22 protein-coding genes (1 of these 22 only partly in view) are annotated in these 20,329 nt (G+C 60.3%); 8 read left to right on the top strand and 14 right to left on the bottom strand.

The annotated features are described in order from the left end of the window. The 5 genes from msrP to IHQ43_RS24650 form a co-directional block, all read right to left on the bottom strand. Positions 1-373 carry the 5' portion of a protein-methionine-sulfoxide reductase catalytic subunit MsrP gene (gene msrP, locus IHQ43_RS24630; protein ID WP_192562410.1) on the bottom strand. 641 nt of this gene lie to the left of the window's left edge, so the window shows 373 of its 1,014 coding nt (coding positions 1-373); its start codon is at positions 371-373; its stop codon lies beyond the left edge, outside the window. A gap of 62 nt (positions 374-435) precedes the next feature. Then, positions 436-1,293 carry a CDP-diacylglycerol--serine O-phosphatidyltransferase gene (gene pssA, locus IHQ43_RS24635; RefSeq protein WP_192562411.1) on the bottom strand — a complete coding sequence of 286 codons (858 nt, stop codon included), beginning with the start codon at positions 1,291-1,293 and terminating at the stop codon, positions 436-438. Between the two features lie 147 nt (positions 1,294-1,440). Then, complete coding sequence (gene ilvC / locus IHQ43_RS24640) at positions 1,441-2,457, bottom strand: ketol-acid reductoisomerase (RefSeq protein ID WP_007959661.1); 1,017 nt, start codon at positions 2,455-2,457, stop codon at positions 1,441-1,443. A gap of 48 nt (positions 2,458-2,505) precedes the next feature. Then, positions 2,506-2,997: an acetolactate synthase small subunit gene (gene ilvN, locus IHQ43_RS24645; protein WP_003176102.1), complete on the bottom strand. Its 492-nt coding sequence runs from the start codon at positions 2,995-2,997 to the stop codon at positions 2,506-2,508. 2 nt (positions 2,998-2,999) lie between these two features. Beyond that, the gene (locus tag IHQ43_RS24650; protein ID WP_007959659.1) at positions 3,000-4,724 is read right to left on the bottom strand and encodes an acetolactate synthase 3 large subunit; all 1,725 of its coding nucleotides are present in this window, start codon (positions 4,722-4,724) and stop codon (positions 3,000-3,002) included. Positions 4,725-5,124: 400 nt separating this feature from the next. Here IHQ43_RS24650 and IHQ43_RS24655 point away from each other — a divergent pair, with 400 nt between their 5' ends. Continuing rightward, the gene (locus tag IHQ43_RS24655) at positions 5,125-5,541 is read left to right on the top strand and encodes a DUF4124 domain-containing protein (protein WP_192562412.1); all 417 of its coding nucleotides are present in this window, start codon (positions 5,125-5,127) and stop codon (positions 5,539-5,541) included. Between the two features lie 18 nt (positions 5,542-5,559). Here IHQ43_RS24655 and IHQ43_RS24660 read toward each other — a convergent pair whose 3' ends face one another. Genes IHQ43_RS24660 through mrcB form a run of 3 tightly spaced genes read right to left on the bottom strand, consistent with a single transcriptional unit; the run spans position 5,560 to position 8,985 of the window. Further along, the gene (locus tag IHQ43_RS24660; RefSeq protein WP_064599443.1) at positions 5,560-5,895 is read right to left on the bottom strand and encodes a YqcC family protein; all 336 of its coding nucleotides are present in this window, start codon (positions 5,893-5,895) and stop codon (positions 5,560-5,562) included. Beyond that, entirely contained in the window at positions 5,895-6,644 is a 750-nt protein-coding gene (locus tag IHQ43_RS24665; protein ID WP_192562413.1) for a tetratricopeptide repeat protein, read from the bottom strand. The genes IHQ43_RS24660 and IHQ43_RS24665 overlap by 1 nt, the downstream gene beginning before the upstream one ends. Positions 6,645-6,660: 16 nt before the next feature. Beyond that, the gene (gene mrcB, locus IHQ43_RS24670; protein WP_102686292.1) at positions 6,661-8,985 is read right to left on the bottom strand and encodes a penicillin-binding protein 1B; all 2,325 of its coding nucleotides are present in this window, start codon (positions 8,983-8,985) and stop codon (positions 6,661-6,663) included. Positions 8,986-9,103: 118 nt separating this feature from the next. Here mrcB and IHQ43_RS24675 point away from each other — a divergent pair, with 118 nt between their 5' ends. The 4 genes from IHQ43_RS24675 to IHQ43_RS24690 all read left to right on the top strand — a co-directional run bounded on the left by IHQ43_RS24675 (position 9,104) and on the right by IHQ43_RS24690 (position 12,394). Beyond that, on the top strand, positions 9,104-10,660 hold the full coding sequence (locus IHQ43_RS24675) for a bifunctional aminoglycoside phosphotransferase/ATP-binding protein (RefSeq protein WP_192562414.1): 1,557 nt from the start codon (positions 9,104-9,106) through the stop codon (positions 10,658-10,660). Positions 10,661-10,751: 91 nt separating this feature from the next. Further along, positions 10,752-11,096, top strand: coding sequence for a pentapeptide repeat-containing protein (locus IHQ43_RS24680; RefSeq protein ID WP_192562415.1), 345 nt, complete (start codon positions 10,752-10,754; stop codon positions 11,094-11,096). A 218-nt stretch (positions 11,097-11,314) separates the two neighbouring features. Next, a complete protein-coding gene (locus tag IHQ43_RS24685) occupies positions 11,315-11,587 on the top strand; it encodes a TfoX/Sxy family protein (protein WP_003228231.1) in 273 nt (90 codons plus the stop codon). A gap of 15 nt (positions 11,588-11,602) precedes the next feature. After that, positions 11,603-12,394: a Crp/Fnr family transcriptional regulator gene (locus IHQ43_RS24690; protein ID WP_192562416.1), complete on the top strand. Its 792-nt coding sequence runs from the start codon at positions 11,603-11,605 to the stop codon at positions 12,392-12,394. A 226-nt stretch (positions 12,395-12,620) separates the two neighbouring features. Here the strand turns inward: IHQ43_RS24690 and IHQ43_RS24695 are convergent, their stop codons facing one another. From IHQ43_RS24695 to IHQ43_RS24710, 4 genes are read right to left on the bottom strand one after another with little or no spacing between them, the layout of a single operon-like run. Further along, complete coding sequence (locus tag IHQ43_RS24695; RefSeq protein ID WP_192562417.1) at positions 12,621-13,472, bottom strand: ChaN family lipoprotein; 852 nt, start codon at positions 13,470-13,472, stop codon at positions 12,621-12,623. Positions 13,473-13,493: 21 nt separating this feature from the next. After that, positions 13,494-14,261, bottom strand: a complete 768-nt coding sequence (locus IHQ43_RS24700) for a heme ABC transporter ATP-binding protein (RefSeq protein ID WP_192562418.1) — start codon at positions 14,259-14,261, stop codon at positions 13,494-13,496. After that, positions 14,261-15,244, bottom strand: coding sequence for a FecCD family ABC transporter permease (locus tag IHQ43_RS24705; RefSeq protein WP_192565057.1), 984 nt, complete (start codon positions 15,242-15,244; stop codon positions 14,261-14,263). The genes IHQ43_RS24700 and IHQ43_RS24705 overlap by 1 nt, the downstream gene beginning before the upstream one ends. A 50-nt stretch (positions 15,245-15,294) precedes the next feature. Continuing rightward, on the bottom strand, positions 15,295-16,167 hold the full coding sequence (locus IHQ43_RS24710; RefSeq protein ID WP_192562419.1) for a heme/hemin ABC transporter substrate-binding protein: 873 nt from the start codon (positions 16,165-16,167) through the stop codon (positions 15,295-15,297). 162 nt (positions 16,168-16,329) lie between these two features. Here IHQ43_RS24710 and IHQ43_RS24715 point away from each other — a divergent pair, with 162 nt between their 5' ends. Continuing rightward, positions 16,330-16,647, top strand: a complete 318-nt coding sequence (locus IHQ43_RS24715) for a Rieske (2Fe-2S) protein (protein ID WP_192562420.1) — start codon at positions 16,330-16,332, stop codon at positions 16,645-16,647. Here the strand turns inward: IHQ43_RS24715 and sfsA are convergent. Next, positions 16,644-17,357, bottom strand: coding sequence for a DNA/RNA nuclease SfsA (sfsA, locus tag IHQ43_RS24720; protein WP_192562421.1), 714 nt, complete (start codon positions 17,355-17,357; stop codon positions 16,644-16,646). The genes IHQ43_RS24715 and sfsA overlap by 4 nt on opposite strands. Beyond that, positions 17,357-18,529: a pyridoxal phosphate-dependent aminotransferase gene (locus IHQ43_RS24725; protein WP_192562422.1), complete on the bottom strand. Its 1,173-nt coding sequence runs from the start codon at positions 18,527-18,529 to the stop codon at positions 17,357-17,359. The genes sfsA and IHQ43_RS24725 overlap by 1 nt, the downstream gene beginning before the upstream one ends. 333 nt (positions 18,530-18,862) lie before the next feature. On the opposite strand from IHQ43_RS24725, the gene dksA reads away from it, so the two are divergent. Beyond that, on the top strand, positions 18,863-19,306 hold the full coding sequence (dksA, locus tag IHQ43_RS24730; protein WP_085712147.1) for an RNA polymerase-binding protein DksA: 444 nt from the start codon (positions 18,863-18,865) through the stop codon (positions 19,304-19,306). Between the two features lie 83 nt (positions 19,307-19,389). Next, positions 19,390-20,286, top strand: coding sequence for a tRNA glutamyl-Q(34) synthetase GluQRS (gluQRS, locus tag IHQ43_RS24735; RefSeq protein WP_192562423.1), 897 nt, complete (start codon positions 19,390-19,392; stop codon positions 20,284-20,286). Positions 20,287-20,329: the final 43 nt, after the last annotated feature.

Consider the following 20,329-nt stretch of genomic DNA (forward strand, 5'->3'; position numbering starts at 1 on the left):
CCCCGTCCACCACCACACTCCACGGCTCGGTTTTCAACGAACCGGCATTGGCCGCCGGATCACCCTTATCGGTGCCGAACTCATAGAAGTTGTTGTAGTGGGTCGCGTCTTTGAAAGGTGTGATCGCCTCATCCTTGACGTTCACCCCTCCCCATTTGACAGAGGGCAATTTCTCGGCAAACCAGGCGGGCGCCTTTCCGGCTTCGACATCGGCATAGCGGGCAGCCTCTTCGGCACTGGCCCAGCGCGGCAGACTGCTCATGGCCAGACCGGCCGCGGTCGCTCCAAGCAATTGTCGGCGAGAGAGATAAATGGATTCAGGCGTGACGTCCGACTCATGGCAGTCGGACGCTTTGGGGACTTTGATCAGCATGGCAACTCCGCAGCTTTGGAGGACAGATGCACCATAGACTGCGGAGTATGAGGGAAATTACATCACTCGGCGTGTTTGTGACGACGAAGATGCAACAGATACTGCACCGGACCCGACGCGGCATAGGCGAGGAACACCAGCAGCAGAATGCGAGGCGGATCGCTGAACACCACGGCAAAGACCAGCACCACTGCAAGGATCGCCACGAAAGGCACGCGGCCCTTCAAGTCCAGCTCCTTGAAGCTGTTGTACTTGATGTTGCTGACCATCAGCATGCCGGCAGCCGCCACCATCAGCGCGACCAGGAATGACATCTTCGAACCCTGGATTCCGTAATCGCTGAACGCCCAGACAATCCCCGCAACCACACCGGCAGCAGCCGGGCTGGCCAGACCGATGAAGTAGCGCTTGTCGGCGGTACCCACCTGAGTGTTGAAGCGCGCCAGACGCAATGCCGCCCCCGCCACATAGATGAAGGCAACCATCCAGCCGACCTTGCCCATGTCACCCAGCGCCCAGCCGAAAGCCAGCAAAGCCGGAGCAACGCCGAAGGCAACCATGTCCGAAAGCGAGTCGTACTCGGCGCCGAACGCACTTTGCGTGTTGGTCATGCGCGCCACACGGCCGTCGAGACCGTCGAGCACCATGGCAACGAAGATCGCGATAGCCGCGAAAGCGAAATACTTGCTCGCATTCGCCGAGTCTCCGGCGCTCAACGCTGCCTGAGCGCTCATCGAGTTGATGATGGAATAGAACCCTGCGAACAGGTTCGCAGTGGTGAACAGATTCGGCAGAAGATAGATACCGCGATGCCGGACTTTACGGCCTTCTGCATCATGCCCTTCTTCGATGTGCTCATCGATGGGCAGCAGGCTTTCGGCGTCGGAAGCCTGGTTCGGCTCTTCGTGACGTTCGCTCATGGACAGTACCTTGCAACGGATTGGACATTTTCGACAGGTGTCTGGGACGACGGTTCGGCCACAAACGATGCAGCTTTATACCAGAACCGCCAGCCCATACGAAAAAACGCGGCCGAGGCCGCGTTTTTTCATACAAGGTTCGACGACTTAGTTTTTGGCTTTGTCGACGATCTTGTTGGCACCGATCCACGGCATCATGGAGCGCAGTTGCTCGCCGATGATTTCGATACCGTGAGCGGCGTTGTTACGACGCTTGGCGGTCATCGAAGGGTAGCCGGTTGCGCCTTCGCTGATGAACATTTTGGCGTATTCGCCGTCCTGAATACGTTTCAGGGCGTTGCGCATGGCCTGACGGGATTCGGCGTTGATCACTTCCGGACCGGTCACGTACTCGCCGTACTCAGCGTTGTTGGAGATCGAGTAGTTCATGTTGGCGATACCGCCTTCGTACATGAGGTCAACGATCAGTTTCAGTTCGTGCAGGCACTCGAAATAGGCCATTTCCGGCGCGTAGCCAGCTTCAACCAGCGTTTCGAAACCGGCTTTTACCAGTTCAACGGTACCGCCACACAGAACGGCTTGTTCGCCGAACAGGTCGGTTTCGGTCTCGTCCTTGAAGGTGGTTTCGATGATGCCGGTACGACCGCCACCCACACCGGCGGCGTAGGACAGCGCAACGTTCTTGGCGTTGCCCGAGGCGTCCTGGTAGATCGCGATCAGGTCAGGGATACCGCCGCCTTTCACGAACTCGGAACGTACGGTGTGGCCTGGGGCTTTCGGCGCGATCATGATCACGTCGAGGTCGGCACGCGGAACAACCTGGTTGTAGTGGATCGCAAAGCCGTGGGAGAAGGCCAGGGTGGCGCCTTTCTTGATGTTCGGCTCGATTTCGTTCTTGTACAGCTGGGACTGGAACTCGTCCGGGGTCAGGATCATGACCAGGTCGGCGCCGGCAACAGCGGCAGCCACGTCGGTCACTTTCAGGCCGTGGGCTTCAGCCTTGGCAACGGTAGCCGAACCTTTACGCAGACCGACGGTAACGTCGACACCGGAATCTTTCAGGTTGCACGCCTGGGCGTGGCCCTGGGAACCGTAACCGATGATGGCAACTTTCTTGCCCTGGATGATCGACAGGTCGCAGTCTTTATCGTAGAAAACTTTCATGAATTTCCCCTTTATATCCAGGCCGTTCAGGCCATTCGCTAATTTGGTTTAGATGCTGAGTACTTTGTCGCCGCGGGCAATACCGGTGACGCCGCTGCGGACGGTCTCCAGAATCGATGCGGTGCCGATGGACTGAATGAAGCTGTCGAGCTTGTCGCTGGTACCGGTCAGTTGAACGGTATACACGCTGGCGCTGACGTCGACGATCTGTCCACGGTAAATATCGGTGGTGCGTTTGATCTCGGCGCGCTGGGCGCCAGTGGCCTTGACCTTGACCAGCATCAGTTCGCGCTCGATGTGAGCGCTCTCCGACAGGTCCACCAGCTTGACCACTTCGATCAGCTTGTTCAGGTTTTTGGTGATCTGCTCGATGACTTCATCGTGGCCAACAGTGGTCAGCGTCAGACGCGACAGGGTCGGGTCTTCGGTTGGCGCCACGGTCAGGCTTTCGATGTTGTAGTTGCGCTGCGAGAACAGGCCGACTACGCGAGACAAAGCACCGGGTTCGTTTTCCAGAAGCAAGGAAATAATGTGCCGCATGATTAGGTACGCTCCGTCTTGCTCAGCCACATATCGCGCATGGAGCCGTCTTTGATCTGCATCGGGTAGACGTGCTCGCTGGTGTCGACCGAAATGTCGATCACGACCAGGCGATCCTTCAGGGCGAACGCTTCTTCCATCTTCGACTTCAAATCTTTCGATTCGGTGATGCGCACGCCGACGTGACCATAGGCTTCAGCCAGCTTGACGAAGTCAGGCAAGGATTCCATGTAGGAGTGCGAGTGACGGCTGCCGTAACTCATGTCCTGCCACTGACGAACCATGCCCAGAACACCGTTGTTCAGGATGACGATCTTGACCGGCAAACCGTATTGCAGGCAGGTCGACAGTTCCTGGATGTTCATCTGGATACTGCCTTCACCGGTGACGCACGCAACATCGGTGTCAGGGAAGCTCAGCGCGATACCCATCGCGGCCGGCAGACCGAAGCCCATCGTGCCCAGGCCACCGGAGTTGATCCAGCGGTTCGGCTTGTTGAACTTGTAGTACTGCGCAGCAAACATCTGGTGCTGGCCCACGTCGGAGGTCACAAAGGCGTCGCCCTTGGTCACTTCGCACAGGGTTTCGATCACGGTCTGTGGCTTGATCTTGCTGCCGTCGCCCTTGTCGTAAGGGAACAGGCCGCGATCACCGCGCCATTCATCAACCTGCTTCCACCAGCTGGCAACGGCTTCCTTGTTCGGGGTTTCGCCGATTTCCTTGAGGATCGCGACCATTTCGGTCAGGACGCTTTCCACCGGACCAACGATTGGCACGTCGGCCTTGATGGTCTTGGAAATCGAAGCCGGGTCGATGTCGATATGGATGATCTTGGCATTCGGGCAGAACTTCGGCGCGCCGTTGATCACGCGATCGTCGAAACGCGCACCGACTGCCAGGATCACGTCGGCATGGTGCATCGCCAGGTTGGCGGTGTAGCTGCCGTGCATGCCGAGCATGCCGATGAACTGACGATCAGTGCCAGGGTAGCCACCCAGGCCCATCAGAGTATTGGTCACCGGCAGGTTGAGCATTTGCGCCAGTTCGGTCAGCGGCGCGGAGCCGTTGCCGAGGATCACGCCACCGCCGGAGTACAGCACGGGACGCTTGGCCGCCAGGAGCATTTCTGCCGCCTTGCGGATTTGCCCGGAGTGACCGCGAACGGCCGGGCTGTAGGAACGCAGTTTGGCTTTCTTCGGGAAGATGTATTCGAACTTCTCGGCCGGGTTTGTCATGTCTTTCGGGATATCGACCACGACCGGGCCCGGACGACCGGATTGCGCCAGGTAGAAGGCCTTCTTCATGACTTCCGGGATTTCCGAAGCGTGCTTGATCATGAAGCTGTGCTTCACGATCGGCCGGGAGATACCGATCATGTCGGTTTCCTGGAACGCGTCGGTGCCGACCATGGTGCTTGGCACCTGACCGGAAATGATCACCATTGGAATCGAGTCCATATAGGCAGTGGCGATACCGGTGATGGCGTTTGTGGCGCCTGGACCGGAAGTCACCAATACCACGCCGGCTTTACCGGTGGCACGGGCGTAGCCGTCAGCCATATGGGTAGCCGCTTGTTCGTGACGAACCAGGATGTGGGTCACTTCCGGTTCTTTGAACAGGGCATCGTAAACATGAAGGAGAGCACCACCCGGGTACCCGTAGATATATTTGACGCCTTCGTCACGCAAAAAGCGGACGAGCATCTCACCGCCAGATAAAAGCTCCACGTTGTTCACCTCTAAAACGCCAGAATACCGTCCACAAAAAAGCGAACGGGTCTTAATAGGTTTACTTCTCGGCAGAGCATGAGCGACGGTGGTCGCCGACTACGTCAGCACTGACTGAGCAAGTATTGGGATCGTCCCAAGTGTTGCGGGCCTTTCCCACCCAGCGCGAGGTAACGCGTTGCGGGTGTAACAGGTCGACGCGGATATGCGCCTCATGATCTGCCGAGAGGGTCTGCTTCTGGCAGTCCCTGTACAGCGGACTTTGGATTCTTCTGTTTCGCCCTCTCCAAGTCAAGCCGTCAATGTGCTTAATTGTGGGTAAGCACATGAGAACGCAAGAAAAAACCTGGAAACCGCTACTCTGTTAGCTTCAATTGCGCAGTTTTGCCAAGGAATCAGCATGCGAACGCTTCTCCTGACTCTACTAATCAGCGCCAGCCCATGGTGCATGGCTGGTCAGATCTACAAATGGGTCGATGCCCAGGGCGTCACCCATTTCGATCAACAGCCACCACAAGGGCAGTCATCCACCGCCATGGAGTCGCCCTCCTCACCCGCGCCAAAACCGGCGCCATTACCAGGCGGCGGCGCGTTGGGCGATCAGAAAGCCATTGATGACACGGTCAAGAAGCAAGTGGCCGAGCAACAGAATCAACTCAAGGCATTTTGCGAACAGGCGCGGACGAATCTCGCGCAACTGCAGAACAATCCGCGCTTGAGGGAGGAAGTAGAGGGAGAATTGCGGCGGCTGAGCGACGACCAGCGCCAGCAACGTACTGCGGAGGCACAAAAACAGATTGCGGAAAACTGCCAGTAACCACTGGCAGTTTCCGGTTCATCGCGAAGCGGTGATCAGCAGGTCGAACTCTTTGAGCAAGACCTGAAGCTGCCGATCCTTGCCCTGCAGGTTGCGCTGGGCAAATACCATCTCGGCCATTTCCTGAATGCCCGAGGCATTGGGCAATGGCAGATCCTGTTCGAGGATCATCTTCATGCGCGGCAGGAAGATCCATTGCAGCCACTGCTCGAAATCGAGGGTGTCGACCGAAAACGGCTCGACACTGCTCAAGGCTTCAACCGAAGGCTGGACGTCATCCCACCAGCCCTGGGCGCGCAGTTCACGCTCGATCAACAGCAATTGATCGGCGACTTTGGAGAAACGACTGTCCATCACAGCGAAACCTTGGCCTTCTGACGGGCCAGAGTGGCGCCGGCGGAATCACCCTGTTTCTCACGTGCCTGGGCGATCAACTCCCACAGACTGGCCTGCAAGTCCGGACGACCATTGGCCATGGTCAGTGCACGACGAGCGGTCTGTTCGGCTTGTGGCGCATCGCCTTGGGCCATGCGCACCTGCGCCAGACGGTAGAGCACTTGCGGCTCGCGCGGCGCTACACGCTGGGCGCGCTCCAGACTGGAGGACGCACCGTTGAGGTCGCCACCGGCCTGCTGCTGTTGTGCAGTGGTCAACAGTGCCAGGACCGGGCCGTCCAGTTGTTCATCGGCAGACAGACCACCACTGCTGCTGCTGGCCGAAGGAATGCCGCTCGGCGTCGAAGGCATGCTGTAGCTGCCGGCGTTGATCGGCGCCGACTCGACCGGCGAAGGGTTGTACGGCCCCGGCGTGATGCCGCCAGACGCCGGGCCCGGAACGATCGGCGAGGTGCTGATCGGTGCCGAAGCCGCTGCGCCGCCCGGCACCATCACCACCACACCGGTATCGCCTTGCGGGATCGCCTGGGTCTGTGCCTGTGCAGGACGTTTCACCGTCGTTTGACGGAAACCGCCATTGGCCGAAATGCGCTCGCTGTTGGACACAGCGGTGCCGGAGTCCACAACCGGAATCGAACCACGCTGTACGGTGGAGCAGCCGCTGAGCAAAGCCACGGCGGTCACCGCTGGAATCAACCACTTGTTCACTTGAAACCCTCTTTGCTTAATTCATCCAGCCCTTGACCCAATCCATCACCGACTCGCCCGATGCCGGGCTTTCGCCCGCGCAGGAGGCGCCGGGTGGCGGTTCGCTGCCGCGAATATACGGCATCTGCACGGCGCCCGGACAGTTGGCATCGGAGCCCTGGCCGGTACGCGAATCGACCCAGGCCTGCACCACGTTGTCCGGCTGCGGCATGTCCAGCGGCAGCGGATCGGCCTTGCGCATGAAACTGGTCCAGACCTGCAATGCACCGGTGGCCCCGGTGAACGGCGTCTTGCCGTTGTCGTCACGGCCAAGCCAGACCACCGCCAGCAGATCCTGACTGAAGCCGGCGAACCAGCTGTCGCGCGAATCGTTACTGGTACCGGTCTTGCCCGCCAGTGTCAGGGTCCTTGGCAACACGTTATAAACCGAACTGCCGGTACCTTCACGCATGACCCGCTGCATGGCGTTCTGGATCAGGTAGATCGAGGCCGGATCAAAACGCTGCTCGATCTGGAACGGATAACGCTTGAGCGGCTCGCCGTCGGCAGTCAGCACGCTGCGGATCCCGCGCATCGGCGTATTGAAGCCACCGTTGGCCAGGGTCTGGTACATGGTCGCGACTTCGATCGGGGTCATGCCGCCAGCGCCGAGCAGCATCGACGGGAACGCTGGGAACTCGCGGGTCACGCCCAGGCGGCCCAAGGTCTTGAGGACATTCGGAACGCCGACCGCCAGCCCCAGACGCGAGGTCGACAGGTTGTAGGAATGTGCCAGCCCCTGATACAGGAATACCGTACCGTGGGAGCGACGGTCGTAGTTCTGCGGTTTCCAGACCTGCCCGTCCGCACCTTTGATTGAAAGCGGGTCGTCCGACAGCCAACTGGTCAGCGTGTACTGGCTCGGTTTCTCCAGTGCCGTGAGATAAACCGCCGGCTTGATCAGCGAGCCGATCGGCCGCACGGCATCCAGTGCCCGGTTGAACCCGGCAAAACTCGCCTGACGGCTGCCGATCATGGCCTGAACTTCACCGGTTTCCGGATTGGTCACGACCATCGCCGCTTCCACATCGTCGGAACCCTTGCGACCCGACAGGCGCTTGAAGGTGTCGTTGACCGAGGCTTCGGCTTTCATCTGCAGGATCGGATCGAAACTGGTGAAGATCCGCAGGCCTTCTTCGGTCAAGTCTTCGTCGCGGTAATCTTCACGCAATTGGCGCTTGACCAGATCGATGAAGCCCGGGAAAGAACTGTCGGCCAATTTGCCGCGCGTGGTCACGCCCAGAGGCATTTTCTTCGCAGCGGCTACCTGTTCGGCGGAAGCGACACCTTGCTGCTCAAGCACGTCTAGCACCAGATTGCGTCGTTCCAGCGCCCGCTCCGGGTTGCGACGCGGGTTGTAATAAGACGGACCTTTGACCATGCCGACCAACAGCGCGACCTGATGCAGCTTCAACTCGGACAAGGGCTGGGCGAAGAAGAACTGGCTCGCCAGACCAAAACCATGCACCGCGCGCTGGCCGTCCTGCCCGACAAAGACTTCGTTGAGGTAAGCCTCAAGGATTTCCTTTTTGTCGTAATGCAGCTCCAGCAGCATCGCCATCATCGCTTCGGTGAGCTTGCGGGTCAGGCTGCGCTCATTGGTGAGGTAGAAGTTCTTGACCAGTTGCTGGGTCAGCGTACTGCCGCCCTGAGTCATCTTGCCGCCCGAGGTGTTGACCCAGACTGCGCGGGCAATCGATTTCGGAGACACGCCCCAGTGGCTGTAGAAATCCCGGTCTTCCACGGCGACCAGGGTTTCCAGCAGATACGGCGGTACCTGATCGAGCTTGATCAGAATCCGGTCTTCGAGGTTTTTCGGGTAGATACCGCCGATCATCAGCGGCTCCAGGCGTACCACGGAGAGCTTCGAACCGTTGGTCGCAGAAAGCTCGGCCACGTAATCGCCGGAAAAACGCACGCGCACCGGCTGCGGTTTCTCAAGGCCTTCGTAGAACTGGAAGCCTCGGGTATTCAGATCAACCGTGTTGCCATTGACCGCCGCTGCGCCGGGACCGTTGCTCACGGCTTCGCGGCGATAGCCCAGGGCATCGAGTTCGGTGAGGAAATCGTCCTTGCTCAGCTTCTGTCCGACGAACAGCTCGAGCGGGCGCGCGTACACCTTGGCCGGGATGGTCCAGCGCTTGCCGGAGAACTTCTCCTGCACCACCGCATCGAGGTAAACGGCGAAGCCGGCCAGCACCACAAGGCCGACCAGACTGAGTTTAAGGGCCCAGCCCAACCATGGGCGCAGGCCCCGGGAAGCTGGTTTTTTAGGGGTACGGGGGGATCGAGTACGAGTCATGGCGGCGGATTATACGCACTTTATTCATACTCAACAGGAGCGCTCCGAGGTTTGCGTCGGGCTGGCGAGCGGCCATAATGAGCGCCTTGAATTTTCCCCAGTCCCTGAAGGATCGTCCGTGAGCCAGTCCCTGATCGCTGCCCTGCAAAACCCGGCCCTCTACCCGCATCCCGTCGAAGGGTTCCAGGTCATCGAAACCCATATCTCGTGGGTACTGCTCACCGGTCCTTACGCCTATAAAGTGAAGAAGCCGGTGAATTTCGGCTTCCTTGATTTCACCGGCCTGGATTCCCGCGAACATTTCTGTGGTGAAGAGCTGCGCCTGAACCAGCGCCTGACCGAAGATTTGTATCTGGAAGTGATTCCAGTGACCGGCAGCGCCGAAGCCCCGCAACTGGGCGGCGACGGCCCGGCCATCGAATACGTGCTGAAAATGCGCCAGTTCCCGCAGACCGGCCTGCTCAGCACCCTGCAAGCCAACGGTGAGCTGACTACCGCACACATCGACGCGATGGCCGAACAGATCGCCCGCTTTCACCTCAACGCGCCGAAAGTCCCGGCCGAGCACGATGCCGGCACACCTGAAAGCGTCATGGCGCCGGTGCGCCAGAACTTCGAACAGATCCTGCCGTTCCTCAGCGACAAGAACGACCTGCTGCAGCTCGATGCCCTGCAAGCCTGGGCTGAAAGCAGCTTTGATCGCCTGAAACCGCTGTTCGCGCAGCGCAAGGCTGACGGTTTCACTCGCGAGTGCCACGGTGACATTCACCTGGGCAACGCCACGCTGATCGACGGCAAAGTCGTGATCTTCGACTGCATCGAATTCAACGAACCGTTCCGTTTCACCGACGTCTGGGCCGATACCGGCTTCCTGGCAATGGACCTGGAAGACCGTGGCCTGAAATCCCTTGCCCGTCGCTTCATCAGTCAATACCTGGAACTGACCGGCGACTATCAAGGCCTGGAAGTGCTGAACTTCTACAAGGCCTACCGCGCACTGGTGCGTGCGAAGGTTGCGCTGTTCAGCATGCCGGCCGACGCCACTCCGGTGCAGCGCGCGACTACACTGCGCCAGTACCGCAACTACGCCAACCTGGCGGAAAGCTACAGCACCATTCCTTCGCGTTTCATGGCAATTACCCACGGTGTGTCCGCTGTAGGCAAAAGCCATGTGGCCATGCGTCTGGTCGAAGCGCTGGGCGCGATCCGCCTGCGTTCCGATGTCGAGCGCAAGCGTCTGTTCGGCGAGCAAACCGTTGCCAATGATGTTCAGGCCGGGATCTACAGCGCCGATGCCAGCACTGCAACCTATGCCCGCCTGCATGAAATCGCCGAAGTGATCCTGCACGCAGGTTTCCCGGTGGTGATCGACGCCACTTACCTCAAGCGCGAGCAACGCGACAACGCCGCCAAGATCGCCGAAGCCACTGGCACGCCGTTCCTGATCCTCGACTGCAACGCTCCGCAGGCAGTGATCGAGAGCTGGCTGGCGATTCGTCAGGCAGACAAGAAGGATCCGTCCGACGCGACCCTCGCCGTGATCGAAGCACAACAGGCCAACCGCGAAGCCCTGACGCCGGAAGAAATCCTGCGCAGCAAACGCGTGCAGACCAACGAATCCGGCACCCTCGACACTGTTGTGGCGCAGATCCGCCAGCGCCTGCCAGGTCTGTAAGAAACTATTTCGGCCGTGAAGCCCTCGCTTGCTTCACGGCCGTCAAATAGTGGCACTATACTGGCGTCATAAAACCAACAGGTGATTTGACATGAGCCAGCCGAAACTTCTCGACACCCCGCTTTATGCCTTGCTGCACAAAGACGACATCACAGGCTTCAACAATGAACGGCCGAAAGACGGCCCGATCGACATGATCGGCGGCGACTTCCGCGGCCTCGACCTGCGTGAACTGAACGCCGATGGCGTGGATTTCCGGGACGCCTACTTCCGTTCCGCCGACCTGCGCGGCATCGACTTTCGCAACGCCTCGCTGGAAGGGGCGAGCCTGGCCCATGCGCAGATTTCCGGGGCCTACTTCCCGCCGGAACTGAGTGCCGACGAAATCCTGATGTCGATGAATTTCGGTACGCGCCTGCGCTATCGCACCCGCTGAGTCTTTAAAAAACTGAACCGTCCAGCGCCCCCGCTTTGCGCTGGACTGCGTGCTATGGGTCATTCGCTCTCGCCCTCCCATCCTGATTCATCAGCGGAAACTGGCGTTTCTTAGAAGCGTTTGCGTCGAATCCGACCAAACAACCACGCTTTTCCTACTGATGGCTACACTCCTGAGAAGATCGCCCACGCACCATTCGGCCGTCGCAAGGAGGCTTGATGAATGATGAACTGCAACACCTGAAGAATCTTGGCAAGACGTCGGCGCAATGGCTGCATGCCGTGGGCATCCACAGCGCCTCGGATCTGCGTCGCCTGGGCGCCGTGGATGCCTATCGGGCCGTGCGCACGCGCGGGTTCCGGGCGTCGAAGGTGTTGTTGTATGCGATCGAAGGGGCGTTAATGGATGTGCACTGGAACGACATTCCCGCCGAACGCAAGGATGCGCTGAACAAGCAACTGGAAGCCATTTCATCCCGCCACAAGAACTAACGGGCATAGACCGTCATGTACCTGCTCGGGGAACAATCGGCTCAGGCCGATGCATTGATCAACCACTTGCAGAGCTTGCCTGCGCAATGGCTTGAAGGCCTGGCGCCGTGCGGGCCGGCCCTGGAACTGGAAGCCAGGGATGATCTGTTGGCAAGTTTGCCGGACGAGCAGTTGTTCTTGCTGACGCAGGGTGTCATCACCGGCCGACTGGGTGGCCGTGGTCTGTTCTATTGGCATGAGGGAGATTTGATCGGTCTGCAACAGGGGTCGGAGTGGGCGGATTGCACGCTGCACACGGATTACCCGCTGACACTACTACCCTATCGTCGAAGCGATTTGTTTCAACATGTGTACGGCGAAACGTCGCGCTCTGAGCAGTTTGTGCGCTACCTGCTCGGGCAGATGGCGTTGCTGGCGCACGCAGTCGCCGAGTTCAAGCCGCGCGAGTTTCGCAGCACCAATGGTTTCAAGCGGGTTGAAGCCGGGGACGTTCTGATCCGCCAGGGTGATGACGCCGATCATGTGTTCGTGATTATCGAAGGGCACGCCGAAGCGTTTGTTAACGGGCACAAGGTAGGCGACGTGCCCAAGGATGAAATATTCGGCGCAATGGCTGTGTTCACAGGCGAACCGCGCAATGCCACGGTGATTGCCCGGGAAGCAAGCACCGTGATGCTGATTCCCGGCGATCAGTTTCTGACCATGACCCGCACCAATCCGAAAATCGCCCACAGCCTGATCGAAAGCATGGCGCGACGTATCGACCAGCTCAACAAGCAGCTAACAGCATTTGGCAGCCAGACCTGAGGCCCGCATTCACGGGGCGTTTACGCCATTGCCGGGACAAAAAGACAGAAATGGAAAAACAGCAGTTGACTTGGTAATGAGAATCGCTATGATTATCACAACTGGTCGCGAGATCAGTCGATATTCTGAAAAGCCCTTGGTTCGGACTCTCAGATTATCTCCTCATCAGGCTAATCACGGTTATTTGACCCGGTTTTTACCGGGTCTTTTTTTGCCTGTGGAAAAGTCATTGCTTGCCGAACTGTTTACGCATCTCGGCGCAATAATCCGGTTTCGGTGTGGCCGGGGTAAACCAGACATAATCAGCCATCGCCGCCGTAATCTGACTGCCCTGCTCCGCCAGCATCAGCACCGTCGGCGCGTCGGGCGCGCCCAGATCCAGCACATGCAGCGGCACACCCACATCCTTGCGCGCGTGATACGCACCCGCCAATAACAACGCAGGCGCGGGCGCCGCCAATAAACGCGAGGCCATTCGCCGATCCCGTTGTTGCTGAACGGCCAGCATCGCCGGCATCTGTGATGACGGCAGCAAGCCGCAGTGAGAATCGCCGATCTGCGCCAACAGCGTCTCTTTCACAGATTTGGCGTTGCTGCGCTCACCGCTCAAAACCGGAGGATCGCGATAGAACGCGCGTATTTCGATGTTATCGAGGTTGGCCGCCAGCAACGGCCAGGATTGCGTCAAGGCGAACCGCACAATCGGGCCGTAGAGATTCCAGTCCCAACCGTCCTGCCAAGCCAATGCAGCGGGAAGATCAACCGGGGGTGTTGCGGCATGGCGCACGTCATCGACCCGCGACTGTTGATCGGGCGTCAGCATTTCCAGCAGGAGACTGCCCTGGGGGCGCGCTTCTTCGAGGTTCTGCAACAACCACAATTGAAGGGCGTGGTGATCGGCATTGTCATGCTGTTCGCCAATGATCAGCCTCGACGGTCTGCTCAGTTGCGTCAGTAATTGCTGCGCCGTCAGACTCTCGCCGCTGCGCAGATCACGGATTTCGCCCACGACCGGCGGCGGCGCCACATGCTGGCAACCCGCAAGCCACAACACCGCTAAAAGCAAAATCCTGCGCATGCCCTCACCTCGATGACGAAATCAGCGGGCGATAATCAGCGGATGCCCGCGCTCCGGGTGCGGCTGCACCAGTACTTCCAGACCGAAAACCGCCTTCAGCGATTCCGGACGCAACACTTGCTGCGGCGTATCCAGCGCCACCGGGCGTCCGCGTTCAAGCAGCAAGATGCGATCACAATAGCGTGCCGCGAGGTTCAGATCATGCAGGATCACCAGCACCGCCGCGCCGCGATCGGCAAATTCGCGCACCGCTTGCAGCGTCGTATGTTGATGCAGCGGATCGAGCATTGAGGTCGGCTCGTCGAGCAGCAACGTCTGCCCCGCCTGACCCGGCCAGAGCTGTGCCAGCACCCGCGCCAGATGCACCCGCTGACGCTCGCCGCCAGACAGCGCCAGATAACTGCGGCCACTCAGGTGCCCGGCATCGGCCGCCAATAATGCGGCAGCGACGATCTCGTCATCGCGCAAACGTCCGCTCTGATAAGGCAGCCGCCCCATACCGACCACTTCCTCAACACGAAAGGCGAAGTCCAGGGTCGACACCTGCGGCAACACCGCGAGCCGCTGGGCGCGCTGAGTGCCACTCCAATCGCTCAACGCCTCACCATCCAGCAGCACTTCACCGTCGCTGGCGCTCAACTCACCGCACAACGCGCCGAGCAAGGTGCTTTTGCCGGCGCCGTTCGGCCCCAGCACACCCAGCACTTCGCCCGGTTCGAGTTGCAGGCTGACATCGGCCAGAACGGTCTTGCGGCCACGGCGGATGTGCAGATTGTGCGCACGCAGCATCAGGCACGCCCTCGCAACAAAAGATAAAGGAAGAACGGCGCACCGATGAATGCCGTGACGATACCGATCGGCAGCTCCGCCGGCGCCAGCGCCAGCCGCGCCACCAGATCCGCCAGCAGCAACAGACTGGCCCCCGCCAGCACCGATGCCGGCAGCAATACCCGGTGATCCGGCCCCGCGAGCAAACGCACCAGATGCGGCACCACCAGCCCGACAAAGCCGATCATGCCCGCCGCTGCCACCGCCGCGCCGACACCCAGCGCCGTACAGAAAACCAGTTCGCGTTTGAGCCGTTCGACATCGATCCCCAGATGCCCGGCTTCCGATTCGCCAAGCAACAACGCATTGAGCGCTTTGGCCCGACGTGGAAGCCAGAGTGCAACACCGACAGTGATGATCAGCAGCGGCCACAACCGCGCGTAACTCGCGCCGTTAAGACTGCCCAGGTTCCAGAACGTCAACGTGCGCAACGTCGCGTCGTCGGCCAGATAGGTAAACAGCCCCACCGCCGAGCTGGCCAGCGCCGTCAGCGCAATCCCCGCCAGCAGCATGGTCGCAACATTCGTCTGCCCGTTACGGCGACCGAGTCGATAAACCAACGCCGTCACGCCGAGCCCGCCAAGGAACGCGCAAACCGACAACAGGTAAGGCCCGAACCACTCCGGCAGACCGCCGAAAAACGAACCGCCGACAATCGCCACCGCCGCGCCCAACGCCGCGCCGCTCGAGACGCCGACCAGCCCCGGATCGGCCAGCGGATTGCGAAACAGCCCCTGCATCGCCACCCCGGACAGTGCCAGCACACCGCCGACTGCCAGCCCCAGCAACGTACGCGGCAGACGAATCTGCCCGAGAATCAGTTCAGCCTGTTCCAGCCCGTCCGGCGCCAGCGGCACACCAATCATGCGCAGCGCCGCGCGCAAGGTATCGAACAACGGCAGACTGACCGGCCCCAACGCCAGCGACAGCCAGATCGCCAGCAGACACAGCAGGATCAGGCCGATAAACAAGCCACGGGGTTTGACCAGCGTGGTCATTGGCCGCTCTGGGCCGGATAGAAACCGTCAGTCAGGGTCTTCAGCGCTGCCGGCAAACGCGGCCCGAGCCCGCCCACCAGCAGCGTCGGGTCCAGCTCCAGCACGCGTCCGGTCTTGGCCGCACGGCTGGAATTGAGGATCGGGTTTTCCTTGAACAGCGCCGCTTTCGCCGCCTCGCCGGTCAGCGCGCGGTCAGCGAACACCAGCACTTCAGGATCGAGACTGGCCAGGGATTCCACGGAAAACGGTTTGTAACCTGTGTGGGTCGCAAGGTTATGCCCGCCCGCCTGTTGCAGCAGCCAGTCGGCGGCGGTGTCTTTGCCGGCGATCAGTGGCTTGCCGCCAGCATGGCCGAGCAGCAACAGCACACCCGGTGCTTTTTGCTTGGTCTGCGCCTCAGCCACGCGCGCTTTTTGCGCTTCGAGTTGCTGTTGATAACTTTGCAGCAATTGCGCGGCCTGGCTTTCGGCGCCCAGCAGTTGCCCGAGATGAGTGACGTTTTTTTCCAGCGTCGGCAGATCCGGCTGAGCCGAGAACAACTCCACCTGGACCTTGGCGCTGCGAACCTGCGAGATCACTGGCGGCGGGCCCATTTCCTCGGTGCCGATGAGAATATCCGGGCGCAGGCTTAGTATGCCTTCGGCCGACAGGCTGCGCTGATAGCCGATGCTCGGCAGGGACTTGAGGGATTGCGGATGCTGGCTGGTGGTGTCGACGCCCACCAGTTTCGCTTCGCCGCCCAGGGCACTCACCCACTCCGACAAGGCGCCGCCGGCGCTGACCCAACGTTGCGGCAACTCGGCCGCTGCAGCCTGGTGGCTGACCAAAAGTCCGACACACAGCACGGCAACGCGGGTACTCAGGCGCATAGACAGCTTCCTTGAAAGGTTTTCCCGGGCATCGGAACGGCAGGCCAAGTATCCTCGGCAGCGGTCACCTCGCCACGGGTGAAGGCGGCCATTTGATAATTGTTTGCATTTGAACGTCAAGCTCGGACATATCCAGACACGAGCCGACATTTGAGGATAGCCATGAAGTTTCTTTGCGCGGGTGCCGATCTGGTTGAGGGCGGCAGTCGCGGTTTCGATATCGACGGAAAAAAACTGTTTGCCGTGCGCCGCGCGGGGCAGGCTTACGTCTATGTCAATCGCTGCCCACATCGGGGCGTCGGCCTGGAATGGCACCCCGACCAGTTTCTCGACCCGAGCAACAGCCTGATCCAGTGCGCCACCCACGGCGCACTGTTTCTGATCGAGGACGGAGAATGCGTCGCCGGCCCCTGCGCCGGGCAAGCGCTGACGGCCATCCCTTGCCGTGAAGACGCGCAAGGGCTGTGGATCGACGTTTAACCGTTGAGCAGCACGTCCAGACGCCGGTCGATCACCATCTCTTCATGGCTCAAACGCACACCATACGCCAGGACTTCGACCCCGCACGCCACCGCCTCACGTAGCGCAGCGGCGTAGGCCGAGTCAATTTCTTCTGCCGGCCGCACCGCTTCGATACCCGTGAGATTGACGCAGTACAACTGCACCGCGCGAATCCCGTCCCGGGCCAGATGCGCCAGCTCACGCAAATGCTTGGCGCCGCGCTCTGTCACTGCATCGGGAAACGCCGCCACCGCCGTGCCGTCGAAACCCAGCGTGACGCTTTTCACTTCCACGTACGCCGGGCCAGTCGGATAGTCGAGGCGAAAATCGATCCGGCTCTTTTCCTGTCCGTACGCCACTTCGCGCCTGAGCCCGGTAAAACCGTTCAGCTCTCTGATGACGCCCGCCAGCAAGGCCTCTTCGACCAGTGCGTTGGCGCGTCCGGTGTTCACGCAAAACAGCCGACCCTGCGGTGTTTCGCCGACTTCCCACGTACCGGGCAGCTTGCGCTTGGGGTCATTGGAGCGGCTGAACCAGACCTGCCCGCCCTCGACCTGGCAATTGAGCATCGAGCCGGTGTTCGGGCAATGAATGGTCAGCAACTCGCCGCCAACGGTTTCGATATCGGCGAGAAAACGCTTGTAACGGCGGATCAACCGACCTTCTTCGAGAGGAGGATGAAAGCGCATCAGCCTTGCCAGCTCTTCAAGCCACGGGCGATGCGTTCCACCGCTTCCTGTAAGCGAGGGAGGTTTTGCGTGTAGGCAAACCGCACATGATGACCGGCCTGATAGCGGCCGAAATCCAGCCCCGGCGTGAACGCTACATGTTCGGTTTCAAGGAAATGCCGGCAGAACGCGAAGGCATCGCCGCCGAACTGGCTGATATCTGCATACAAATAGAACGCACCTTCCGGTTCGACAGCGATGTTGAAGCCCAGCTCCCGCAGTGCCGGCAGCAGGAAGTCGCGACGGCGGCCGAATTCGGCGCGGCGCTCTTCGAGAATCGCGATGGTGTCCGGTTCGAAACAGGCCAGCGCCGCGTGCTGGGCCATGCTCGGCGCGCTGATGTAGAGGTTCTGCGCGAGTTTTTCCAGCTCACTGACCGCCGCATCCGGCGCCACCAGCCAGCCGAGGCGCCAACCGGTCATGCCGAAATATTTGGAGAAACTGTTGAGGACAAATGCACTGTCATCCACTTCCAGCACACTGGCCGCGTCGGTGCCATAAGTCAGGCCGTGATAGATCTCGTCCACCACCAGATGCCCGTGACGCGCCTTGATGGCTTTGGATAACCCGGCCAGCTCATCGCGGGTCAGAATCGTACCGGTCGGGTTGGCCGGCGAGGCGACCAGCGCACCGACGCTGTCGTGATCCCAGTGGCGCGCCACCAGGTCCGGCGTCAGTTGGTAGCGAACGTCCGGGCCCACCGGTACAAGCTGCGCCGCACCTTCGACCAGTCGCAGAAAATGCCGGTTGCAAGGATAACCGGGGTCGGCCAGCAACCAGTGTTTGCCCGGATCCACCAGCAACGCACTGGCCAGCAGCAACGCGCCGGAACCGCCGGGAGTAATGAGAATCCGTCGGGGATCGATGTTCAGGCCGTAGCGCGTTTGATAGAAACCGGAAATCGCCTCGCGCAGCTCGGGAATGCCACGGGCCGCGGTGTAGCGGGTTTTCCCCGCCGTCAGGGCTTGCTGGCCCGCGCGGATGATCGGCTCGGCGGTGGTGAAGTCCGGCTCGCCGATTTCCAGGTGGATCACGTCGTGGCCGGCGGCCTGCAATTCATTGGCCCGCGCCAGCAACGCCATGACATGGAACGGTTCGATCGCACGACTGCGCGCACTGTAGGGCTGAGCCATTGGCCTTCCTTCAACGAGGGAAAAGAAACGATTCTACCCATCTGCCGGAACGAGCGAGAACCCGCAGCGGTCACAGCCTCAAGAACACTGGACTGTAACGACATAAGCGTACGCTCCAGGATTGACTAAAATGATTGATTGTCAGGTCTCCAGCACCACCAGACATGGCTTGGCAAACATTTGCAGGCACCACCGGCCGCGGGCTCGACATCCGGGAGTAGCGCGGGCCGAATTGATCTGGTAAGTTCGCCCGCTTGCAGCCGCAGGGCCGGCAGGTGTCGGTGATGGAGCAATCCTGCGCAATGGATTACAAGAGTAGAGGCGGTCCATTTCATGCCCACCCAAGCAAAGCAACAGCAGCAACAGGCGATCAGCGGTTTCGAACCTTACGTTCCGGCGGAAGGCGAAGAGTACATGGGCAAGCCCATGCGCGCGCACTTCACCAAGATCCTGACAAAGTGGAAACTGGACTTGATGCAGGAAGTCGACCGCACTGTTGATCACATGAAAGACGAAGCAGCCAACTTCCCTGATCCGGCCGACCGTGCCAGCCAGGAAGAAGAATTCGCCCTTGAGCTGCGCGCCCGTGACCGCGAGCGCAAACTGATCAAGAAGATCGACAAGACCCTGCAACTGATCGAAGACGAAGAGTACGGCTGGTGCGACTCTTGCGGCATCGAGATCGGCGTCAAGCGCCTCGAGGCCCGCCCGACTGCCGACATGTGCGTCGACTGCAAGAACCTGGCGGAAATCAAGGAAAAGCAGGTCGGCAAATAATCCCGGCCTGAACGAAAAACGGAGCGTGCGAACGCTCCGTTTTTGTTTCTGCTGTTCTTTGACTCTCAAGTAACATCGCCCCCATGACTGCCAACACCTCCCCCGCCTACATTGGCCGCTTTGCCCCGACCCCCAGCGGGCACCTGCACTTCGGTTCGCTGGTCGCCGCCCTGGCTTCTTATCTGGACGCACGCTCGGTGGGCGGTCGCTGGCTGGTGCGCATGGAAGACCTCGATCCGCCCCGGGAAGAGCCGGGCGCGCAAGCGGCGATTCTCAAAGCGCTGGAAAGCTATGGTTTCGAATGGGACGGCGAGATGGTTCGCCAGAGCGAACGGCATGAAGCCTACGCGCAAGTGCTCGACAGCCTGTTCAATCACGGCCTCGCCTACGCCTGCACCTGCTCACGCAAACAACTGGAGCCGTATCACGGCATTTATCCGGGACTTTGCCGCAATGCCGGCCATGTTCAGGAAGACGCCGCGATCCGCCTGCGCGTGCCGGAGCTGGAATATCACTTTATCGACCGGGTGCAAGGCGAATATCGCCAGCACCTGGGCCGCGATGTAGGGGATTTCGTGATCCGCCGCCGCGACGGTCTCTACGCCTACCAACTGGCGGTGGTGCTGGACGATGCCTGGCAGGGCATCACCGACATTGTGCGTGGCGCTGATCTGCTCGACTCGACGCCGCGTCAGCTCTACCTGCAAGAATTGCTGGGCCTGCGCCAGCCGCGTTATCTGCACCTGCCATTGATTACCCAGCCGGACGGCAACAAGCTCGGCAAGTCCTATCGTTCGCCACCGCTGGAAGCCGATCAGGCCACGCCATTGTTGCTGCGGGCCCTGCGCGCATTGGGGCAAAACCCGGGGCCCGAACTGGCCCACGCCTCGCCGCAAGAACTGTTGAACTGGGGCAGCGCCCACTGGGATGCCTTGAAAATCCCGCGCACACTGACCCTGCCCGAAGCGCAACTGCTGTGACGACACTTGCAGTGGCGCGCCCATCCGTTACCATCGCCGCACG

Origin of the sequence: Pseudomonas gozinkensis (genome assembly GCF_014863585.1) — a bacterium.
In the GTDB taxonomy this organism is placed as follows: Bacteria; Pseudomonadota; Gammaproteobacteria; order Pseudomonadales; family Pseudomonadaceae; genus Aquipseudomonas; species Aquipseudomonas gozinkensis.